This is a genomic window from Actinophytocola sp., assembly GCF_035942955.1.
GTDB lineage: Bacteria > Actinomycetota > Actinomycetes > Mycobacteriales > Pseudonocardiaceae > DASYTH01.
Genome location: NZ_DASZCQ010000138.1, coordinates 1 through 17,623, shown reverse-complemented (window position 1 = coordinate 17,623; position 17,623 = coordinate 1). Strand labels below are relative to the sequence as shown.

Sequence of the window (17,623 nt, the reverse complement as noted above, 5' to 3'; positions counted from 1 at the left end):
CCCGATGGCGCCACACCTGCTGATCAGCACGTTCGACGATCCGACCACCCTCGATCCGCACCGCGCCTACGAGAGCACCGATCGGCATCCGGTGCTCAACATGTACGACAGCCTGCTGGCGTTGGACACCGACGGCACCGTGCGACCGGCCGTCGGCGCCGAGCTGCCGACGATCGTCGAGCGCGGCGCCGAGCGCTGGGTCACCATCCCGGTCCGGGACGGCGTGCGTTTCCACGACGGCTCCCGGCTCACCCCGGACGACGTGGTGTACTCGCTGCGCCGCGGGATCATCACCGCCACCAGCCACGGGGTGCTGTGGAGCGACGCGTTGCTCGGCCGGCAGCTCGGTGAGATCGGGCCGGCCGACGCCGCCGAGATGCTGGCCAGGGTGCAGCCGACCGGCGAGGGCGTGCTGCTGCGGCTGGCCCGGCCGTTCGCGCCGCTTCCCGCGCTGCTCGTGCAATGGTCCCTCGTGGTCAGCCGGCAGTGGTGTGCGCGGCGCGGTGAATGGGACGGCGACCCGGCCTCGGCGGCGCGGTACCTGCATCCCGTCCGCACGGCGCTGGACGCGGAGGTGAACGGCACCGGTCCGTACACATTGGACTCGTGGGATCCTGCCGAGCGCCGGCTGACCTTCCGGCGGCACCCTGGCTACTGGGCCGACCCGCCACAGGCCGCCACCGTGACGCTGCGGTCCGAGGACGACCGGATCCGGCGCGAGGACCAGCTGCTGTGCGGGGACTCGGATTTCTCGGTGTGCCAGCCGGAATCCCGGGACCGGCTCGGCGAGCTGCGCGACATCGTCCTCGAGACGCTGCCGGACGAGTGGTGCATCACGCCGCTCGGCTACCTCACCCAGCGGCTCGACCCTGGCTGCCCGGCGGTGGGCACCGGAGACTTCGGCCAGGACGGCATCCGGCCGGACGCCTTCACCGACGTGCACCTGCGCCGGGCACTCACCCTGTGCTTCGACCACGACCGGTACACGCGGGAGGTGCTCGACGGCGCGTCACTCGACCACCGGGTGCCGTTTCCGGCCGGCGTGCTGCCCGCCGACCGGGCGAGCCGGCCGGTGTACGACCCGGCCGCCGCCACCCGCGAGCTCGGGTTGGCCTGGGGCGGCGCCGTGGCCGAGCGGGGCTGCCGGATCGTGATCTACACGCACAAGGCCAACATCTCCCGCACCAGGGCGGCCGAGCTGCTGCGCGACGGGCTCGTCGCGCTCAGCCCGAAGATCCGCGTGGAGATCGCCGAGGTGGATCTCGCCACGCTCGTCGGGTTGGTCAACGCTCGGCAGGCGCCGGTGGCCTGGTCCGGCTGGGCCGGTGACTTCCTGCACCCGTACGCGTTCGTGTCCGCGCTCGTCGACCCGCGCGGCCCGCTGCCCATCGCGCTCGGCATCGACGATCCGCGGCTGGCGACGCTGTCCGAGGCGGTGCGGGACGGGATCGGCGACCCGGCAAGCAACTACCGGGAGATCGCCGAGCTGGTCCGCACCGAGGCGCTGTACCTGTGCCCACCCGGCAAAGTCAGCTACATGACCTACCGCAGGCGGTGGACCGGTGTGCGGCTGAAGAACCAGGTGCCCAACGTGCTCGACTTCGCCAGCTTCCGGCTTCGGCCCGGCTCGGAGAGCTCCCCGCCGTGACGGGACTTCGCGGCTACGCCACCGTGCTGCGCGAGCCCCGGTTCGCGCGGTACTTCCTCGGCGAGAGCATCTCCAGCGTCGGTGACGCGATGAGCGAGGTCACGATCGTGGTGCTCGCGATCATGCTGGCCACTGAGGACACCCGTCCGGTCGCCATCGCGCTGGCGAGCACCGCGTACCTGGTTCCGGGAATTCTCACCGGCGTTGTCGCCGGGCGGCTGCTGTCCCGATTGGACGCCCGGACCCTGCTGCTTGCCGACAACCTGTGGCGGGGTGTCCTGCTTGGCGCCGCCGCCGTGCTGGCCGTGACGCACGAGCTCGGCCTCGCCGGTTACGTGATCCTGCTTGGGCTCGCGTCGCTGAGCCGGCCCCTCGGCGCGGCCGGGTCGCGGGCGATCGTGCTCGCCGTCGTTCCCCGGGACCGGTTGTTCGCGGCGAACTCGCTCGTCGGCGTGGCGGTGCAGGCCGCGGCCATGATCGGCCCGGCCGCCGGCGGCGTGCTGATCGCCGTCGCCGGTGCGGGATACGTGCTCGGCCTGGATGCGGCCAGCTTCCTGCTGTTCGTGGTGTGCCTGCTGAATTTGCCCGGTATACCAACCGATCCGGAGCAGGTGGGCATTGCGCCGGCCCGGATGCGCGGGGCGGCCCGGCGGGGAATCCGGCTGCGCGACCACCGCGCGGTCACCGGGATCATCGTGCTCACCGGCATCTTCCACGCCCTCTACGGCCCGTTCCTGGTCGGCTTGGCCCTGCTGGGCTCCGTCGCCGACCAGGGTCTGCCGCTGCCGACGGCGCTGGGCATCATGTGGTCGGCCTTCGGCGTGGGAGCGATCATCGGTGGGGTGGCCGCCGGGTACCGGGCGAGCCTGGCGCGGGTGGAGGCCGTCGCGCTCATCGTGTCCGGTTGGGGGATCGCCACCGTGCTCGTCTCGATTCCCGGCGGCTTCGCCCTACCCGTCGCCGCGATGTTCCTCGGCGGCCTGGTTTACGCGCCGTACGGGGCGATCGTGTCGACGATCATGCAGCACAAGCTGCCGGAGCGGCGGCTCAAGGAGGCCAGCGCCTACCTCAACTCGGTGACGAGCGGACTGGGCCCCGCCGGCACCCTCGCCGGTGGGCTGCTGGTCGCGGCCATCGGCGCGGAGGCCGGGCTGCGCTGGTCCGGCGCGCTGCTGGTAGTGGTCGGGCTGGCGTCGGTCATGCTGCTGCGGAGCGCGGAACGGCGGGATGCGGAGGAGTCGAATGAACCAGCACGGCACCTGGTATGACGACGTGTTGCCGGCCGACCGGCTGGACGGGCTCGCGGGCGACCCGGCCGGGGTGCCGTGTTTCACGGCCCTGGACCTGCCGGACGACGAGGCGTCGCTGATCGACGAGAAGTACCACGACGGCGAGGCCGAGATCTACGACTCCTACTGCGAGATCCCGCGGTACCGCGAGGCGGAAAGCTGGATCGTGCCCTGGCTCGACACGGCGGTGCCCGCCGGGATCGTGCTCGACGTGGGCACCGGCACCGGCCGGGTGGCCGCGGCACTTCAGCGGCCGGACCGCCGGCTGATCGCCGTCGACCGCTCGGTGGAGATGCTGGCCAGGGCGCGCGCCCGGCTCGATCCGCGGCGCAGCGTCGCGCTCCGCTCCGACGCCCGAACGCTGCCGATCGCGTCCGGAAGCGTCGACGCGGCCGTGTGCTCCGGCGTCCTGCATCACCTGCCACACTGGCCGGACGCGGTGCTCGAGCTCGCCAGGACCCTGCGCCCCGGCGGCCGGCTCGTGGTCCGCGAACCCAACGCCCGCTATCCCGAGCACTGGTTCGCGCCGCTGGAAAACCTGCTGGAACGCGCCTTCCGCCCGGCAGATCGCCCCGGCCCGACCGAGGAGTCGTTGTCCCCCACCGAATACCCGATCGACCCGGCCACCCTCGCCACGGTGGCCCGTGTCGCCGGCCTGCGCCGGGTGTTCGAGGGGTCCGCGATGTTCCTCGGCTCGCTGGCCCTTCCGGACCGCATGCCTGGCCACCGCTCGTACTACGCTGCGGCGAATCTGGTTGACCGCGCGGTGCTTCGGTTGCGGCCGCATTCCCGTGGGGCGCTTACCTTGTCGGTCTGGTCGAAGGTGGGATAGCCGGGGTTGGTCGCGGTTGGCGGGGTGGTCGGCTACGGCTTCCGGCCGTTCCCGGCTTCATCGGAACGCCGGGTGGGTCGCCTTGTGCTTGCTGGGCACGGCGTTCCGCCGCACGACTGTGGACAGGGGGCCTGTACAGAGTCGCGGGGCAGCCCTGTCCACAGCCGTGCACCGGAGTCGGTTTCCCTCGGCTTGGCGGAGCCGGTCACTTGGCCATGGCCTGGCGGGTTCCGTTGCCTTGGTTGGCTGGTGGCGATCGTGGGTCGCGCGCCTGTGGACAGGCGCCCCGTCCACACTCGCGGGGCTTGCCCTGCCCACAGGCGCGCTCAGTCTTTTAAAAGACTTTTCAAAATCTTATGAAGAAAGAAATTAGAACGGCGGAGGATCCGGATCCGACTCGCTCGGTACGGTGACAGGCTCCGGCTCCACAATGTGCGCGAACCCCAGTGGGCTCGTCCACTCCAACCGGTCCCGGCCGAGTGTGCGGACCTGCCAGCCGCCTTCGTGTTTGGCGCGGTGGTGCCGCCTACATAGACAATGGCAGTTCTCGTCACAGGTGGCGCCCTGGGGCCACGGGACTCGGTGGTCCACATCGCACTGCCGGGCCCGACGCGTGCACCCCGGATAGCGGCAGGTGCGGTCGCGCACCTGCACGAACGTCTTCAACCACTGCGGCGGCACATAGCTCGGCGAGGTGAGATCGACCACGGCGCCGGTGTGCGGGTCGGTGCGCAGCCACCGCCACGACGTGGCCTCGGCCGCCAACTCCCGGGCCGCTTGCGCGGTCACGGAAAGCCCGTCGACCTCCGCCGGGTGCGGTGCGGCACCCGGACCAGGCATCGTCAGGTGCACCTCCACCACCCGATTGCTGCCGGTGTCGGTGCCGAACACCAAATCCAGGGCGACGTCTGCCTCGATTTGCTGGAGTGTGCGGGGTTCGTTGCCCAGCGCCTTCAATGCTCGGGCTCGGTCGGCGATGACCGCGTGGGCGGTGGCGATCTTTTCGGCGCTGTGGTGGATGGTCAGCGCCGCCATGCCCGGCTCGGTGGGGTAGGAGTCCACCCGCCGCCCCCGCACCCGCTCCTTGCGCCGCTCTTCGGCACCCTCCGGGTCGACCGCCAACACCGCCTTGGCCAGGGTGTTGCGTAGCTGGGTGGGGGTCTGCTGGCCGGCCTTGTCCAGCACCTGCGCCTCGACGGCCAGGGCGTGCTCGTCGGACAGCTCGGCCACGGCGTCGGCGATCAGCTGGGCCTTGTACTCCTCGATCCACCCCTGATCCAACGCCACCAGAGTTTGCGGCAGGCGCTCGACCAGAGTCCTCGCGAACTTCAGGCGGCGTTGGGCGGCGTGGTCGGAGATGTGGAGCTGGGTGGCCACTTCGAGGTAGGCGAACTCATCACCCTCGGTGTCCCGGGCGTAGGCGGCCAACTGCTCCAACTGCACGGCTTGGTAGTGACCGATGAGGACAGTGGCGAACGCGGCGTTGCCCACCCGGTCGGTGGGATCCGCGTACGTCTCCTCGAATCCGATCACGTGAGCGAATCTACCAGTCGCCACCGACAATCCCGTCCGCCACGCCGCGTTGTACTCATGATCTTTTCAATAAATTTGATGAAAGATCTTTTAAGAATTGAGCACGCCTGTGGGCAGGGCACGCACTGCGGATGTGTACGCGCCTCCTGTCCACAGGCGGGCAACCGACCCTCGTCACCAGCCGCGCCAAAGCAACGAACCCTGCCAGGTCATTGCCTAGTGACCGGCTCAACTAGCCGAGGGAAACCGACTCCGGTGCACGGCTGTGGACAGGGCTACCCCGCAATCAGTACACGGGGCGCCTGTCCACAGCCGTGCGGCGGAACGCCGTGCCCAGCAAGCACAAGGCGACCCACCCGGCGTTCCGACCCAGCCGGGAACGGCCGGAAGCCGCAGCCGACCACCCCGCCAACCGCCGGCGAACCCCGGACGACGCAGCTCCGCTAACGACCGAACCACCGGTGCAGCGCCGGACGGGGATCGTCCATTGTGGAGCTTACCCACGCGACGTAGCCATCCGGCCGGACCAGGATCGTGTCGAGGCCTTCGAATCTGGAGAGGGAGGGGGCCACCGTCACTCGGTCGCTCACGGTGGCGCGGAGCCAGGCGTGGCGGGCGAGGCTGGCGGAGAAGTCGAGCAGGATCCCGCGGCCGGAGTGGAGCAGGTTGATGGTGCTGATTTTGCGGCACAGGTCGGCGTAGGGCACGCGGGCGCCGACGAGGGGGTGGGGGTCGTCGCCGTACCGGACGTCGAGGCCGGCGATCGTGGCGGCGAGGTGGTCGCGGACGGATGGGCGGGTGATGAGCTCGGCGAGCAGGGTGCGGACGGGCTCCACCGTGGAGTCGCCGAGCAGAAGGTATGCCTGGGTTTCGATGTTGGCCAGGACGCGGCGGCCGACGGCGTGGCGCTCGGTGTGGTACGTGTCGAGCAGGCCGGGTGGGGCGTGGCCGGACACCTCGGCGGCGAGCTTCCAGCCCAGGTTGACCGCGTCCTGGATGCCAAGGTTGATGGCCTGGCCGCCGGCGGGCAGCTGGAGGTGGGCGGCGTCGCCGGCGAGCAGGACGCGGCCGGCCCGGTAGCGTGCGGCCTGGCGGCTGGCGTTGCCGAAGGCGTTGAGCCACAAGGGGGTGCCGCCGCTGATGTCCTCGCCGGTGACCCGCTTCCAGGTGACGCAGACGTCCTCGAAGGACGGTTCGGTTCGGCGCCGGGGCGCCTCGCGGTCGAACTCGGTGACCATGACCCGGGTGACGCCGTCCCTGGTCGCGGAGATGGCAAGGCCGTTGGGCAGCCGCTGGAAGCGGCGGTTGGGGATGTCGATGCCGGCGACGTCGGCGCGCAGCAGCTCGCGGGTGGCGTCGCGGCCGGGGAAGTCGATGCCGGCCAGCCGCCGGACGGTGCTGTCCTCGCCGTCGCAGCCCACCAGGTAGGCGCAGGTGAGCTCGACCGGACCGGCGTCGGTGGCGAGGCGGACCCGGACGTGGTCGTCGAAGGCGGTCAGGTCGACGAGCTCGTGGGCCCGCCGGATCTCGGCGCCGAGGCCGGTGGCCCACTCCGCGAGGAACTCCTCGACCCTGGTCTGGCCGACCTTCCACTGGCCCGGATACCGGGTCGGCAGGTGACCGAGGTCGAGCGGGATACCGCCGAAGTGGCCCATGCGGTCGTTGGGTGGTGTGCCCACATAGGACAGCAGACCCCGCTGATCGAAGATCTCCATCGTGCGGGCGTGCAGCGTCGAGGCGCGGGACTCGGTGGTGGGCTCGGCGAGCCGGTCCACCACGAGCACCCGCGCCCCGCCGAGGCGCAGCTCGCCGGCGAGCATCAGCCCGACCGGGCCGGCCCCGACGACGATGACCTGCGTGTCCACGGAAGGCACGCTACTCCGCCGTCCCGGCCCGCCGGCCCTCGGCGAACTCCTTGGCGTAGCCAAGGGTCGCGCAGCTGTTGCCGCTCAGGGCCTTGTGCACGAACTCGCGGGCCTGCGCGACGTCGGCGTCCGGGCCGAGGATCTTGCCGATGTTCGCCTCGTTGAGCACGACCGTGTGCTGCGAGGTGACCAGCAGGCCGCCCTCGTTGGCCGGGTCGTCCTCGATCTGCCAGTAGCCGGTGTGCAGGTTCATCAGCGCGGGCAGCGTGATCTGCTTGTAGACGATCCTGCTGTCCGGGAAGCAGACCCGGATCGACTTGGTGGTGTGCGTGGAACCGTCCTTGGTACGCGTGTCCATCTCGAGGATCTGCAGGCCGGGGGACTCCTCGGTAAGCTCGACCCGCGCCACGTGCGGCAGGCGCTCCGTCCACAGCTGCGCCTCGTTGAGGAAGTCGTAGACGTCCTTGGCCGCGCCGTTGATGCTCACCGTGTCGGAGAAGGAGAACGTGAGCTCCTCGGCGCCGGTGGCCAGCTCCACGTTGGCTTTGAGCGCGGCCAGCTCGGACTGGCTGTTGCGGTCGACCGCCTCGTCGATCCAGATCAGGTCGTGCGGGTCGTCGTCGATCGCCCGGTAGTCGTGCAGCAGCCGCACGAGCGACTCGGTCTCGGAGATCGACTCGATCAGCCAGGCGCCGCCCATCGACGCCACCGGCGGGGCCGAGACCTCCTGGCGGAACTCGATCCGCAGCCGGGCCGGGTCGAGCACCCGGCGCGAGGTCCAGTTCTTGACGGTGTTGTTGGCCGTCGCCCAGATCCGGATGCGCTCGGAGTCCCCGGACCGCTCGACGTGATCGACGTACACGGTCGGCGGGAACAGGCGCGGCCAGTTCCGCACCTCGGCGATCAACCGGTACACCTCCGCCGCCGGCGCGTTGATCCTGATCTGGTGCTCCACCTCGCGGTGCCCACGGTCGGTCATGACGCTGCTCTCCTAGAAGTTGCCGAGACCGCCGCAGACGTTGAGCGCCTGCGCGGTGATGGACGCGGCCGTGTCGGTGGCCAGGTAGCAGACCAGCCCGGCGACCTCCTCCGGCGTGGAATAGCGGCCGAGGGGGATCTTCGCCTGGAACTTTTCCAGGATGGCCTCCTCGGTGGTCTGGAACGCCTGCGCGTACCGCTGCCGGATCCCTTGCGCCATCGGGGTTTCCACGTAACCCGGGCACACCGCGTTCACGGTGATGCCGGTGGGTCCGAGCTCGTTGCCCAGCGCCTTGGTGAAGCCCACCACGCCGTGCTTGGAGGCCGAGTACGGCGCGCCGAGCACCACGCCCTGCTTGCCCGCGGTCGAGGCGATGTTGATGATGCGGCCGCGGTTCTTGGCCCGCATGCCGCCCGCGGTGAGCACCTCGCGGGTCATCAGGAAGACGCTGTTGAGGTTGGTGTTGATCACGTCTTCCCAGAGCTCGTCGGGGATCTCCGCGGTGACCCCGCCCCCGGCCCGCCCGGCGTTGTTGACCAGCACGTCGATCGGGCCGAACCGGTCGACCGCGGCCCGGACGACGGCCTTGATGTCCGCTTTGGACGTGACGTCGCACGTGGTCCCGTCGACCTCGAGCTCCTTCGCGGTCAGCGCGGTGACGGTGTCCTTGACCGCCTCGGCGTCCCGCGCGCAGATGAACACCTTGTGCCCCTGGCTGGCGAGGCCCTCCGCGACCGCGAGCCCGATACCCTGCGTCGCGCCGGTGACCAGGGCGACCCGCTTCTCCTGAAACGCCATGACTTCTCCTGTGTCAGTTGTCGTCGGTTGGTCCCGCGCCGAGCACCCGGGCCACCAGGCCGGTGTCGTAGACTCCGGACCGGAACTCGCCGTTGGCCAGGACGCGGCGCAGGAATCCCGCGGTGGTGCGGATTCCGGGACCGGTGGCGCGGAACTCGTCGAGGGCGCGGTCCATGCGCGCCATCGCCTCGTCCCTGGTCGGCGCCCAGGTGATCACCTTGGCGAGCAACGGGTCGTAGATCGCCGGAACGCGGTAGCCCGGGTAGCCGTGCGTGTCGACGCGCACGAACGGGCCGCCGGGCAGCACGAGCGACTCGATCCGGCCGGGGGCCGGGGCGAACGACCGGTCCGGGTCCTCCATGTTGATCCGGCACTCCACCGCCCACCCGCGGTTGACCACGTCGCTCTGCTCGAGCTCCAGCCGGCCGCCCGCGGCGATCCGCAACTGCTCCTGCACCAGGTCGATCCCCGTCACCATCTCGGTCACCGGGTGCTCGACCTGGATGCGGCAGTTGGCCTCCATGAAGTAGAACTCCGACCGTTCGTCCACGAGGAACTCGAAGGTGCCGGCGCCCACGTAGCCGACCGCCTTGGCCCCGGCGACCGAGACCGCGCCCATCTCGTCGATGACCTCCTGCGGCAGGTGCGGCGCCGGGCTCTCCTCGAGCAGCTTCTGGTGCCGGCGCTGCACCGAGCACTCCCGCACGCCGAGGTGGATCGCCTTGCCGTAGGAGTCGGCGAGGATCTGCACCTCGACGTGCCGGGCGGAGGCCACGTACCGCTCGAGGTAGAGCCGCGAGTCGCCGAAGATGGCGCCCGCCTCGCTCGACACGGTCTTGTACGCGTCGACGACCTCGTCGGCCTTGTACAGCACGCGCATCCCGCGCCCCCCGCCACCGGCCGCCGCCTTGAGGATGACGGGGAAGCCGGTGCGCTCGGCGATGGCGAGCGCGTCGTCCGGGCCGGCCACCGGACCGTGGCTGCCGGGCAGGATCGGTAGCCCGGCGTCGGCCATGGTCCTTGTCGCCACGCACTTGTCGCCGAGCGAGGCGATCACGTCGGCCGGTGGTCCGATGAAGACGAGGTCGTTCTGCGCGCACACCTCGGCGAAGTCGGGATCCTCGGACAGGAACCCGTAGCCGGGATGCACGGCCTGGGCGCCGGTCAGCTTCGCGGCCTCCACAATGGACGGAATGTGCAGGTAGCTGCGCTTGGCCGGGCCGGGGCCGATGTGCACCGCCTCATCGGCGTAGGAGACCACCGTCGAGTCGCGGTCCTCGGTCGAGTAGACCGCCACGGTGGCGATGCCCAACTCACGGCAGGCGCGGGCGACCCGCATCGCGATCTCGCCGCGGTTGGCGATCAGCACCTTGTCGAACATCAGGCCGCCTCGGCGATTTCCGCGGCCGCCAGCTCGAACAGCGGCTCGCCGTACTCCACCGGCTCGCCGTTGCCCTTGACCACCGCGGCGATCCGGCCGGCCCGGTCCGCCTCGACCGGAATCATCAGCTTCATCGCCTCGATGATCCCGATCTGCTGGCCCGGCCGGACGACGGCGCCCACCGACACGAACGGCTCGGCGCCTGGTTCGCGCGCGTGGTAGAAGACCCCGACACCCGGCGAGGTGAGGAACTCCTTGGCGCCGCCGTCGTCGGTGTCCGCGACCGGTTGGGTACGCTGCTGCTCACGCTGCTCGCGGTGCACCTCGATCGACCGGACCTCGCCGATCACCGTCGGCTCGGCCCAGTTGATCTCGACCAAGATCTCCCTCGCCTGAATCCGCAGGTTGCTCGGCGGCCGGTCGAGCTGCGCGAGCAGCTCAACGGCGTGCCGCTGCACCTGCGCGAGGTCGATGATGGCCGCGTCCACACCGTCCGTCCGATTGGGATCGGCCGGTGAGATCTCGGGTTCGTTCATGGCGGGTGTGTCCTGCGTCATTGTGTGACTCGCAATTCTTGGTCCAGAGCCGATCCGAATGGCCGGAACCGGTCGCGCCGCGCTTCGATCAGTTCTTTCTTTCCGAGCTTGTCGAGCCGGGCCAGGGTCGCGTGGAGCACGCCGGCGACCCGGCCGGCGGCCTCGATGTGATCCGCCTGGCTGCCGCCCGCCGGCTCGCGGATGACGCCGTCGACCACCTTGAGCCGCAACAGGTTGCGCGCGTCCATTTTGAGCGCGCGGGCCGCCGTAGGCGCCATCGACGCGTCCTTCCACAGGATCGACGCGCAGCCCTCCGGGCTGATCACCGAGTACACGCCGTGCTCGCTGATCAGCACCTCGTTGGCGACGGCCAGCGCCAGCGCCCCGCCGCTGCCGCCCTCGCCGATGATGACGGTCACCATCGGAATGGGCAGGCCGGTCATCAGCCTGATGCACTGCGCGATGGCCATGGCCTGCCCGCGTTCCTCGGCCTCCATGCCCGGGTACGCCCCCGGCGTGTCGACGAAGGTGACCAGCGGCAGGCGCAGCTTGGCGGCCAGCACCATCAGCCGGGCCGCCTTGCGGTAGCCGGCCGGGGTGGGCATGCCGAAGTTGCGGGCGGTGAGCTCGGCCGCGGTCCGGCCGCGCTGGTGCCCGATCACCACGACCGGACGGTCCCCCAGCCGCGCGACCCCACCGACGATCGCCTGGCACTCGCCGCCGATCCGGTCGCCGTGCAGCTCCTCGAAGTCGCTGAACGCCCGCTCGATGTAGTCCAAAGTGGTCGGACGGTCGATGTTGCGCGCCTGCTGGACCGCCTGCCACGGGTCGATCTCGGAGAGCAGGTCGGGATCCCGGACCAGCACGTCTGGGCCGGGCGCCGGACTCCTCCCGGCGGCGCGCGGCACCGTCACCGCCAGCAGCTTGCGCAGCGCCGAGCGCAACGCCGAGCGCGGTTTGATCATGTTGATCAGGCCGCGCTCCCTGAGGAACTCCGCCGTCTGGAAGTCGTCCGGCAGCTCGCTGCGGATCGTCTGCTCGATCACCCTGCGGCCGGCGAAACCCAAGCGGGCGCCGGGCTCGGCGATGATCACGTCGCACTGGGTGGCGAACGAGGCGGCCACCCCGCCGAACGTCGGATCGGTGATCAGGGCGATGGTCAGGATGCCAGCCTCGTCCAGCCTGGTCAGGGCCTGGCTGGTCTTGACCATCTGCATCAGGGAGATCGGCCCCTCCTGCATCCGGGCGCCGCCCGACGCCGTCGAGATCAGCAGCGGGACCCGCCGGCCGAGCGCCTCCTCCGCGGCGCTGGTGATCAGCTCGCCGACCGCGGCGCCGATCGTCCCGCCGAGGAAACCGAAGTCCATCACGGCGGCGATCAGCGGCAGCCCGTCGATCGTCCCGGCCGCGACCAGCACGCCCTCGCCGAGCCCGGTCGCCCGCCGGGCCTGCTCGAGGCGCTGCGGATACGGCTTGGTGTCAAAGAACTCCAGCACGTCCTCGGAGCGGGCGGGGAACTCGAGCACCTCGATCGATCCGGGGTCGAAGAGCTGCTCGACGCGTTCGGCGGCGGTCAGCCGGTGGTGATGGCCGCAGTCCGGGCACACCTTGAGGTTTCGGGCGAACCGCTTGCCGTACAGCATCGCGCGACAGCCGGAGCACATGACCCAGGTGTCGTCGGTCGTCATCGTGTCCTCCAGTGGCCTCACCACGCGGCGCCCTCAGGCGGCGTTGACGAGATCGATGAGCAGGCGCGGGGTCGTGGCTTCGAGCAGGGCGTCCTCGTCGATCGCGACGCCGTACTCCCGAGTGATCATCGACGCGGTCTCCATGACGGCGAGCGAGTCGTAGCCGAGGTCGTCGAACGTGACGTCCAGAATGTCGCCATCGAGGTCGACACCCTGCTCGGCGCCCGCGCAGGCGCGCAGGATCCGCCGCAGATCACCAAGATCAATAATGTTGGCCGACATTGCTTCCTCTCCCTATGTGTTTCCAGCGGCGCGGACGACGATGACGGAGTTGAAGCCGCCGTACCCGCGGGCGATCACCACCGCGGCGCGCACCGGCGCGCGGCGCGGCTCGCCGATCACGATCTCGATCGGGTAGCGGCGCGCGGGCCGCACGTTGACGGTCGGCGGAATCACGCCGTCCCGGATGGCCAGCAGCGCGGCCGCGACGTCGACCGGCCCCGCGCCGGCGAACATCCGCCCCACCATGGTCTTGGGCGCGGTCACCGGGACCGCGTTCGGACCGAACACGGCCGCGATCGCGTCCGCCTCCACCCGGTCCAGGTCCGGGATCGCCGCCCCGTCGGCGAACACGACGTCGATCTCGCCGCTGTCCATGCCCGCGTCCCGCAGCGCGTTGACGATCGCGCGCCGCAGCGTGGGCCCGCGGTCGCTGCCCGGACGCGGGTCGAACGTCGCGGCGTACCCGGCGATCTCGCCGTACACCTTCGCGCCCCGCGCGGTTGCGGCCTCGGCGTCCTCAAGGACCAGGATCGCCCCGCCCTCGGCTGGCACGTGCCCCGCGGCGCGCTCATCGAAGGGCAGGTAGGCAGCCGACGGGTCGCCGGCCGTGCTCATCCGGCCGCCGGCGATGTGCGCGACCCAACCCCACGGGCAGATCGAGCCGTCCACCCCGCCGGAGACGATCACCTTGCTGCCCCTGCGAAGCTGCCGGCGCGCCTGGCCGATCGCGTCGAGCCCACCAGCCTGATCGGACACCACGACGCCGCTCGGCCCGCGGAACCCGTGGCGGATCGAGATCTGCCCGGTGTTCACCGCGTAGAACCAGGCGAACGACTGGTAGGCGCTGACGTGGTCGGGGCCCGACCGCCAGATCTTCTCCAGCTCCCGCTGGCCGAACTCGTAGCCGCCGGCCGTGCTCGCCGTGACCACGCCCATGTCGAGGACGGGGTAGGTGTCCTGGGTGACGCCGGCGTCGGCCAGCGCCTCGTCGGCGGCCACCAGCGCCAGCCGGGTCATGTGGTCGGTCTGCGGCAGCAGCCGGCTCGGCAGGTGCTCCTTGGCGTCGAAGTCGACGACCTCGCCGGTCATCCGGCTCGGGTACTGCGTGGCGTCGAACTTGTGCGCCTCGCGGATTCCGGAGACCCCGGCGCACGTCGCCGACCAGTACTCCGCGGTTCCAAGACCATTCGGGGCGACGACCCCGATGCCCGTGACGACCGGTGGCCGACTCATGCCCGTCCTCCGTCCACTCGCCGCAGCACGATCGCGCTCTGGAAGCCACCGAAACCGCTGCCCGTGCTCAGCACGGCGTCCGTCCGCCACTCCCGGGCGACGCAGGGCACGTGGTCCAGGTCGCACGCGGGATCGGGCTGGGTCAGGTTCGCCGTCGGCGGCACCAGGTTGTGCTGGATCGCCAGCACGGACGCCGCGATCTCCACGGATCCGATCGCGCCGAGGGAATGCCCGACCATCGACTTGATCGAGCTGACCGGGGTGCGCTGCCCGTGCTCGCCGAGGGCGCGCTTGAACGCGCCGGTCTCGTGCAGGTCGTTCTGCTTGGTTCCGGACCCGTGCGCGTTGATGTAGTCGATCTCCTCGGGGTTCATCCGCGCCTGGTCGAGCGCGACGGTGATCGCCTCGGCCATCTCGGCGCCGTCCGGCCGCAGCCCGGTCATGTGGTAGGCGTTGCAGCGCGAGCCGAAGCCGGCGATTTCGGCGTAGATGCGCGCGTTGCGCCTGCGGGCCCGCTCGAGCTCCTCGACGACGAAGATCGCCGACCCCTCGCCGAGCACGAAACCGTTGCGGGTCTTGTCGAACGGCCGGGAGGCGGACTCCGGACGGTCGTTGCTCGGGCTGGTCGCCTTGATCGCGTCGAAGCAGGCCAACGTGATCGGCGAGATCGGCGCTTCGGTCGCCCCCGTGATCATGACGTCGGCCTGCCCCTCGCGGATCAGCTCGGCCGCGTAGCCCACCGAGTCCAGGCCCGACGTGCATCCGGTGGACACCACGGTGACCGGTCCCTCCGCACCGGACAGCCACGCGAGCTCCCTGGCGAAAGAGCTCGGCACGAGGTAGTCGTACAGATGCGGCACCGCGTAGTTGTGGTCGACGTTCCACAGCCGACCGTCGTCGCTGACCACCCGGTACTCCTCCTCGAGTCCCATGGAGGCGCCGACGGCGGAGCCGAGCGCGACCCCGACGCGTCCCGGATCCTCCTCGGAGATCTCGAACTCGCTGTCCGCGATCGCCTCCCGCGCCGCGACGACGGCGATCTGCGAGGCCCGGTCCATGCGGCGAATCTCCTGCGGCGACAGGCCGTTCGCCGCCGGATCGAAGTCGATCTCGGCCGCCATCCTGGACCGGAACCCCGTGGTGTCGAAGAACGTGATCAACCGCGTGGCCGTCCGTCCCTCGGAGAGCAGGCTCCAGAACTCCTTGGTCCCAATGCCGCCGGGAGCGACAACTCCCACGCCGGTGATCGCCACCCGTCGCGACATGTGTTCCCCTCTCTTTGCTCGTGGGTGAACTAGGCGGCGCGCCAGTGGTAGAACCGGTCCGCCATCGCATCCTTCGGCGACTTCCACGCCGGGTCGTAGGCCGTGATGAACTGCTTGAGATCGTCACTGATCTTCACGAACAACGGGTGGGACTTGGTGCCCTCGATCTTCTCGCCGCCGTTCTCGTCGTCGAAGTCCTGCAGGTGGAAATACAGGCCACGGTAATGGAACAGCTGGCGGCGCCGGGTTCCCATGAGGTTGGGCATGTCGGTCCGATCGAACTCGGCGAACAGGTCGGCAACCGCGTCGCGGGACTGCGCTTCCATCCGGGCGACGATCAGTGTGCTGTGCACAGTTTCTCCCATTCGGTTGATTGACGGCTGAAATTACGAGGACACCGCGCTCAGGTGGACGGTTCCTCGGCTTCCCGGGCCGCACCGAACCACCGGTTGAGGGCCTCGGTCAGGTCGCCGCCGCCGGACGAGGTCCACGCCACGTAGCCGTCCGGGCGGATCAGCAGCGCGGACGGGAGCTGTGGACCGTCCGGTGCGACCCCGCGGACCAGCCGCACGTCGACGCGGTCCGACCAGCCCTTGGCGATCTCGGTCAGCTCGCCGGGACCCTCGGTGGACAGCAGCACCCCGCGTCCGGTGTGGAGCGTCTCGTAGAGGTTGATCCGGCTGCCGTCGCAGTGCTCGAGCGTGCAGTTGGGCAACCGCATCCCGAGCAGCGGGTGTCCGGAAACGCCCACGTCGTAACGGATGTCGAACCCGCTGACCATGCCGGCGAGGTGGCGGGCCACCTCCGGGATCGCGATCAGCTCGGTCATGACGCTGCGCAGCGGATCGACCTCCTGGCCGGACAGGTAGAGCATGCCCTGCGCCTGCGTGTTGCGCAGGACCCGCGCGCCAACCGGGTGCCGCTCGGAGTGGTAGGTGTCCAGCAGGCCTTCCGGGGCCCAGCCCTTGATCGTCGCGGCCAGCTTCCAGCCGAGGTTCACCGCGTCCTGCACGCCCATGCTCAGCCCCTGGCCACCGGCGGGCAGGTGGATGTGGGCGGCGTCCCCGGCGATCAGGAACCGGCCGTTGCGGTAGTGCGAGCACTGGCGCGTGTGGTCGGTGAAGTAGCTGACCCAGCGGACCTCCGCGCCGTGCAGCGACTCGCCGGTCAGGCGCTGCCAGGCGTCGGCGACCTCCTCGAACGGCGGTGGCTCGGTGCGCTCGGTGGGGGTCGTGCCGAGCGGGCACACCACGATGCGGTCCACGCCGTCCTCCAGCGGGGCCGCCATGACCATGCCGCCGGCGACCTTCTCGCCGATGGGCCGCGGGCGGATCTTGCGGCCGACCACGTCGGCCAGGTACATCTCGCGGCTGGGGGGCGTGCCGGGGAAGTCGAAGCCGGCCACCAGGCGCATGTTGCTGCGGCCGCCGTCGCACAGCACGAGGTACTCGGCCCGGTACTCGGTCCGGCCGGCCGGGCCCTCGACCACCGCGAGGACCTCGTCGTCGGTCTGGCTGACGTCCGTCACCCGGTACTCGCGCAGCACCTTCGCGCCGAGCTCGATCGTCCAGTCCTCGAGGATCTGCTCGGTCCGGTACTGGGGGATTCCCCGAATCCCGAAATGCGCGCCCTCGAGGATGCTGAAGTCCATCGGCATGCCGCCGAAATGGCCCCTCGGGGTCGCCTGCACATCGCCGAACCGGGCGAGCAGCCCGCGCTGGTCGAACACCTCGGCCGTGCGCGCGGTGAAACCGAGGCCGCGCGACTCCCCGCTACGCACCGCCCGCTGCTCGAGAACAATCACATCGACACCGCCGAGCCGCAGCTCGCCGGCAAGCATGAGGCCGACCGGTCCCGCGCCGACAACGATTACCGACGTATCCATTCATTCACCTCGTTTGGTAAGCAGGATGCCGCGGCTCGACCACGCAAAGGCCTGGGCAACAGCTATTAGGCAGCCGCGGGCTACCCCGACCAACTCTATAGCGACGGCCGAACACCGAACAATGGCCGGTGTAATACCGGCATACCACCGGCCCGACCGACTAGCCAAAATGGGCAACCGCTGAAAGAATGCCCCTGCCGCGGCAACCGCGGAAACACCGCAGTTGCCCACCTGTGCCCATGACCTGCGGCAATCGCCCGCCAAGGATTCATGGCAGTATTCTCCGCCACCTCGTCATCCCCGGCACACCCGTTCGCCAGCGGCGATATCCCCCGTGAACACCGGTGATTTCGCCAGCAGCGAAACCCCACAAATGGCGAAGCCGGCGCCGGATCGTTTTCGTACGATC

General features: G+C 70.2%; 15 protein-coding genes. 3 read left to right on the top strand and 12 right to left on the bottom strand.

Annotation, left to right across the window (positions count from 1 at the left end):
* Window positions 1-4 precede the first annotated feature (4 nt).
* Genes VGX25_RS14055 through VGX25_RS14045 form a run of 3 tightly spaced genes read left to right on the top strand, consistent with a single transcriptional unit; the run spans window position 5 to window position 3,769 of the window.
* Window positions 5-1,648 carry an ABC transporter substrate-binding protein gene (locus VGX25_RS14055; protein ID WP_326918208.1) on the top strand — a complete coding sequence of 548 codons (1,644 nt, stop codon included), beginning with the start codon at window positions 5-7 and terminating at the stop codon, window positions 1,646-1,648.
* The gene (locus tag VGX25_RS14050; RefSeq protein ID WP_326918207.1) at window positions 1,645-2,916 is read left to right on the top strand and encodes an MFS transporter; all 1,272 of its coding nucleotides are present in this window, start codon (window positions 1,645-1,647) and stop codon (window positions 2,914-2,916) included. The genes VGX25_RS14055 and VGX25_RS14050 overlap by 4 nt, the downstream gene beginning before the upstream one ends.
* The gene (locus tag VGX25_RS14045) at window positions 2,891-3,769 is read left to right on the top strand and encodes a class I SAM-dependent methyltransferase (protein WP_326918206.1); all 879 of its coding nucleotides are present in this window, start codon (window positions 2,891-2,893) and stop codon (window positions 3,767-3,769) included. The genes VGX25_RS14050 and VGX25_RS14045 overlap by 26 nt, the downstream gene beginning before the upstream one ends.
* Before the next feature lie 369 nt (window positions 3,770-4,138).
* Here the strand turns inward: VGX25_RS14045 and VGX25_RS14040 are convergent, their stop codons facing one another.
* The 12 genes from VGX25_RS14040 to VGX25_RS13985 all read right to left on the bottom strand — a co-directional run bounded on the left by VGX25_RS14040 (window position 4,139) and on the right by VGX25_RS13985 (window position 17,214).
* Window positions 4,139-5,302, bottom strand: a complete 1,164-nt coding sequence (locus tag VGX25_RS14040; RefSeq protein ID WP_326918205.1) for an HNH endonuclease signature motif containing protein — start codon at window positions 5,300-5,302, stop codon at window positions 4,139-4,141.
* 443 nt (window positions 5,303-5,745) lie between these two features.
* Window positions 5,746-7,167 (bottom strand): FAD-dependent monooxygenase, encoded by a 1,422-nt coding sequence (locus VGX25_RS14035; protein ID WP_326918204.1) that lies wholly within the window; start codon window positions 7,165-7,167, stop codon window positions 5,746-5,748.
* A gap of 10 nt (window positions 7,168-7,177) precedes the next feature.
* The gene (locus tag VGX25_RS14030; protein WP_326918203.1) at window positions 7,178-8,146 is read right to left on the bottom strand and encodes an aromatase/cyclase; all 969 of its coding nucleotides are present in this window, start codon (window positions 8,144-8,146) and stop codon (window positions 7,178-7,180) included.
* A gap of 12 nt (window positions 8,147-8,158) precedes the next feature.
* Window positions 8,159-8,944: a 3-oxoacyl-ACP reductase FabG gene (gene fabG, locus VGX25_RS14025; protein WP_326918202.1), complete on the bottom strand. Its 786-nt coding sequence runs from the start codon at window positions 8,942-8,944 to the stop codon at window positions 8,159-8,161.
* 13 nt (window positions 8,945-8,957) lie between these two features.
* The gene (locus VGX25_RS14020) at window positions 8,958-10,325 is read right to left on the bottom strand and encodes an acetyl-CoA carboxylase biotin carboxylase subunit (protein WP_326918201.1); all 1,368 of its coding nucleotides are present in this window, start codon (window positions 10,323-10,325) and stop codon (window positions 8,958-8,960) included.
* A complete protein-coding gene (locus tag VGX25_RS14015; protein WP_326918200.1) occupies window positions 10,325-10,861 on the bottom strand; it encodes an acetyl-CoA carboxylase biotin carboxyl carrier protein in 537 nt (178 codons plus the stop codon). The genes VGX25_RS14020 and VGX25_RS14015 overlap by 1 nt, the downstream gene beginning before the upstream one ends.
* Window positions 10,862-10,878: 17 nt before the next feature.
* Complete coding sequence (locus tag VGX25_RS14010; RefSeq protein WP_326918199.1) at window positions 10,879-12,549, bottom strand: acetyl-CoA carboxylase carboxyltransferase subunit alpha; 1,671 nt, start codon at window positions 12,547-12,549, stop codon at window positions 10,879-10,881.
* Window positions 12,550-12,582: 33 nt separating this feature from the next.
* On the bottom strand, window positions 12,583-12,831 hold the full coding sequence (locus VGX25_RS14005; protein ID WP_326918198.1) for an acyl carrier protein: 249 nt from the start codon (window positions 12,829-12,831) through the stop codon (window positions 12,583-12,585).
* A gap of 12 nt (window positions 12,832-12,843) precedes the next feature.
* Entirely contained in the window at window positions 12,844-14,064 is a 1,221-nt protein-coding gene (locus VGX25_RS14000) for a ketosynthase chain-length factor (protein WP_326918197.1), read from the bottom strand.
* Window positions 14,061-15,329, bottom strand: coding sequence for a beta-ketoacyl-[acyl-carrier-protein] synthase family protein (locus tag VGX25_RS13995; protein ID WP_326918196.1), 1,269 nt, complete (start codon window positions 15,327-15,329; stop codon window positions 14,061-14,063). Before VGX25_RS13995 ends, VGX25_RS14000 begins: the two co-directional genes overlap by 4 nt.
* Before the next feature lie 29 nt (window positions 15,330-15,358).
* Window positions 15,359-15,682 carry a TcmI family type II polyketide cyclase gene (locus VGX25_RS13990; protein WP_326918195.1) on the bottom strand — a complete coding sequence of 108 codons (324 nt, stop codon included), beginning with the start codon at window positions 15,680-15,682 and terminating at the stop codon, window positions 15,359-15,361.
* A 50-nt stretch (window positions 15,683-15,732) separates the two neighbouring features.
* Window positions 15,733-17,214 carry an FAD-dependent monooxygenase gene (locus VGX25_RS13985; RefSeq protein ID WP_326918194.1) on the bottom strand — a complete coding sequence of 494 codons (1,482 nt, stop codon included), beginning with the start codon at window positions 17,212-17,214 and terminating at the stop codon, window positions 15,733-15,735.
* Window positions 17,215-17,623 lie beyond the last annotated feature (409 nt).

Excerpts from the sequence above, each read along its gene's own strand:
- VGX25_RS14055 (WP_326918208.1), top strand. The coding sequence starts at position 5 with ATGGCGCCACACCTGCTGATCAGCACGTTCGACGATCCGACCACCCTC.
- VGX25_RS14045 (WP_326918206.1), top strand. The coding sequence starts at position 2,891 with ATGAACCAGCACGGCACCTGGTATGACGACGTGTTGCCGGCCGACCGG.
- VGX25_RS14030 (WP_326918203.1), bottom strand. The coding sequence starts at position 8,146 with ATGACCGACCGTGGGCACCGCGAGGTGGAGCACCAGATCAGGATCAAC.
- fabG (WP_326918202.1), bottom strand. The coding sequence starts at position 8,944 with ATGGCGTTTCAGGAGAAGCGGGTCGCCCTGGTCACCGGCGCGACGCAG.
- VGX25_RS14020 (WP_326918201.1), bottom strand. The coding sequence starts at position 10,325 with ATGTTCGACAAGGTGCTGATCGCCAACCGCGGCGAGATCGCGATGCGG.
- VGX25_RS14015 (WP_326918200.1), bottom strand. The coding sequence starts at position 10,861 with ATGAACGAACCCGAGATCTCACCGGCCGATCCCAATCGGACGGACGGT.
- VGX25_RS14010 (WP_326918199.1), bottom strand. The coding sequence starts at position 12,549 with ATGACGACCGACGACACCTGGGTCATGTGCTCCGGCTGTCGCGCGATG.
- VGX25_RS14005 (WP_326918198.1), bottom strand. The coding sequence starts at position 12,831 with ATGTCGGCCAACATTATTGATCTTGGTGATCTGCGGCGGATCCTGCGC.
- VGX25_RS14000 (WP_326918197.1), bottom strand. The coding sequence starts at position 14,064 with ATGAGTCGGCCACCGGTCGTCACGGGCATCGGGGTCGTCGCCCCGAAT.
- VGX25_RS13995 (WP_326918196.1), bottom strand. The coding sequence starts at position 15,329 with ATGTCGCGACGGGTGGCGATCACCGGCGTGGGAGTTGTCGCTCCCGGC.
- VGX25_RS13985 (WP_326918194.1), bottom strand. The coding sequence starts at position 17,214 with ATGGATACGTCGGTAATCGTTGTCGGCGCGGGACCGGTCGGCCTCATG.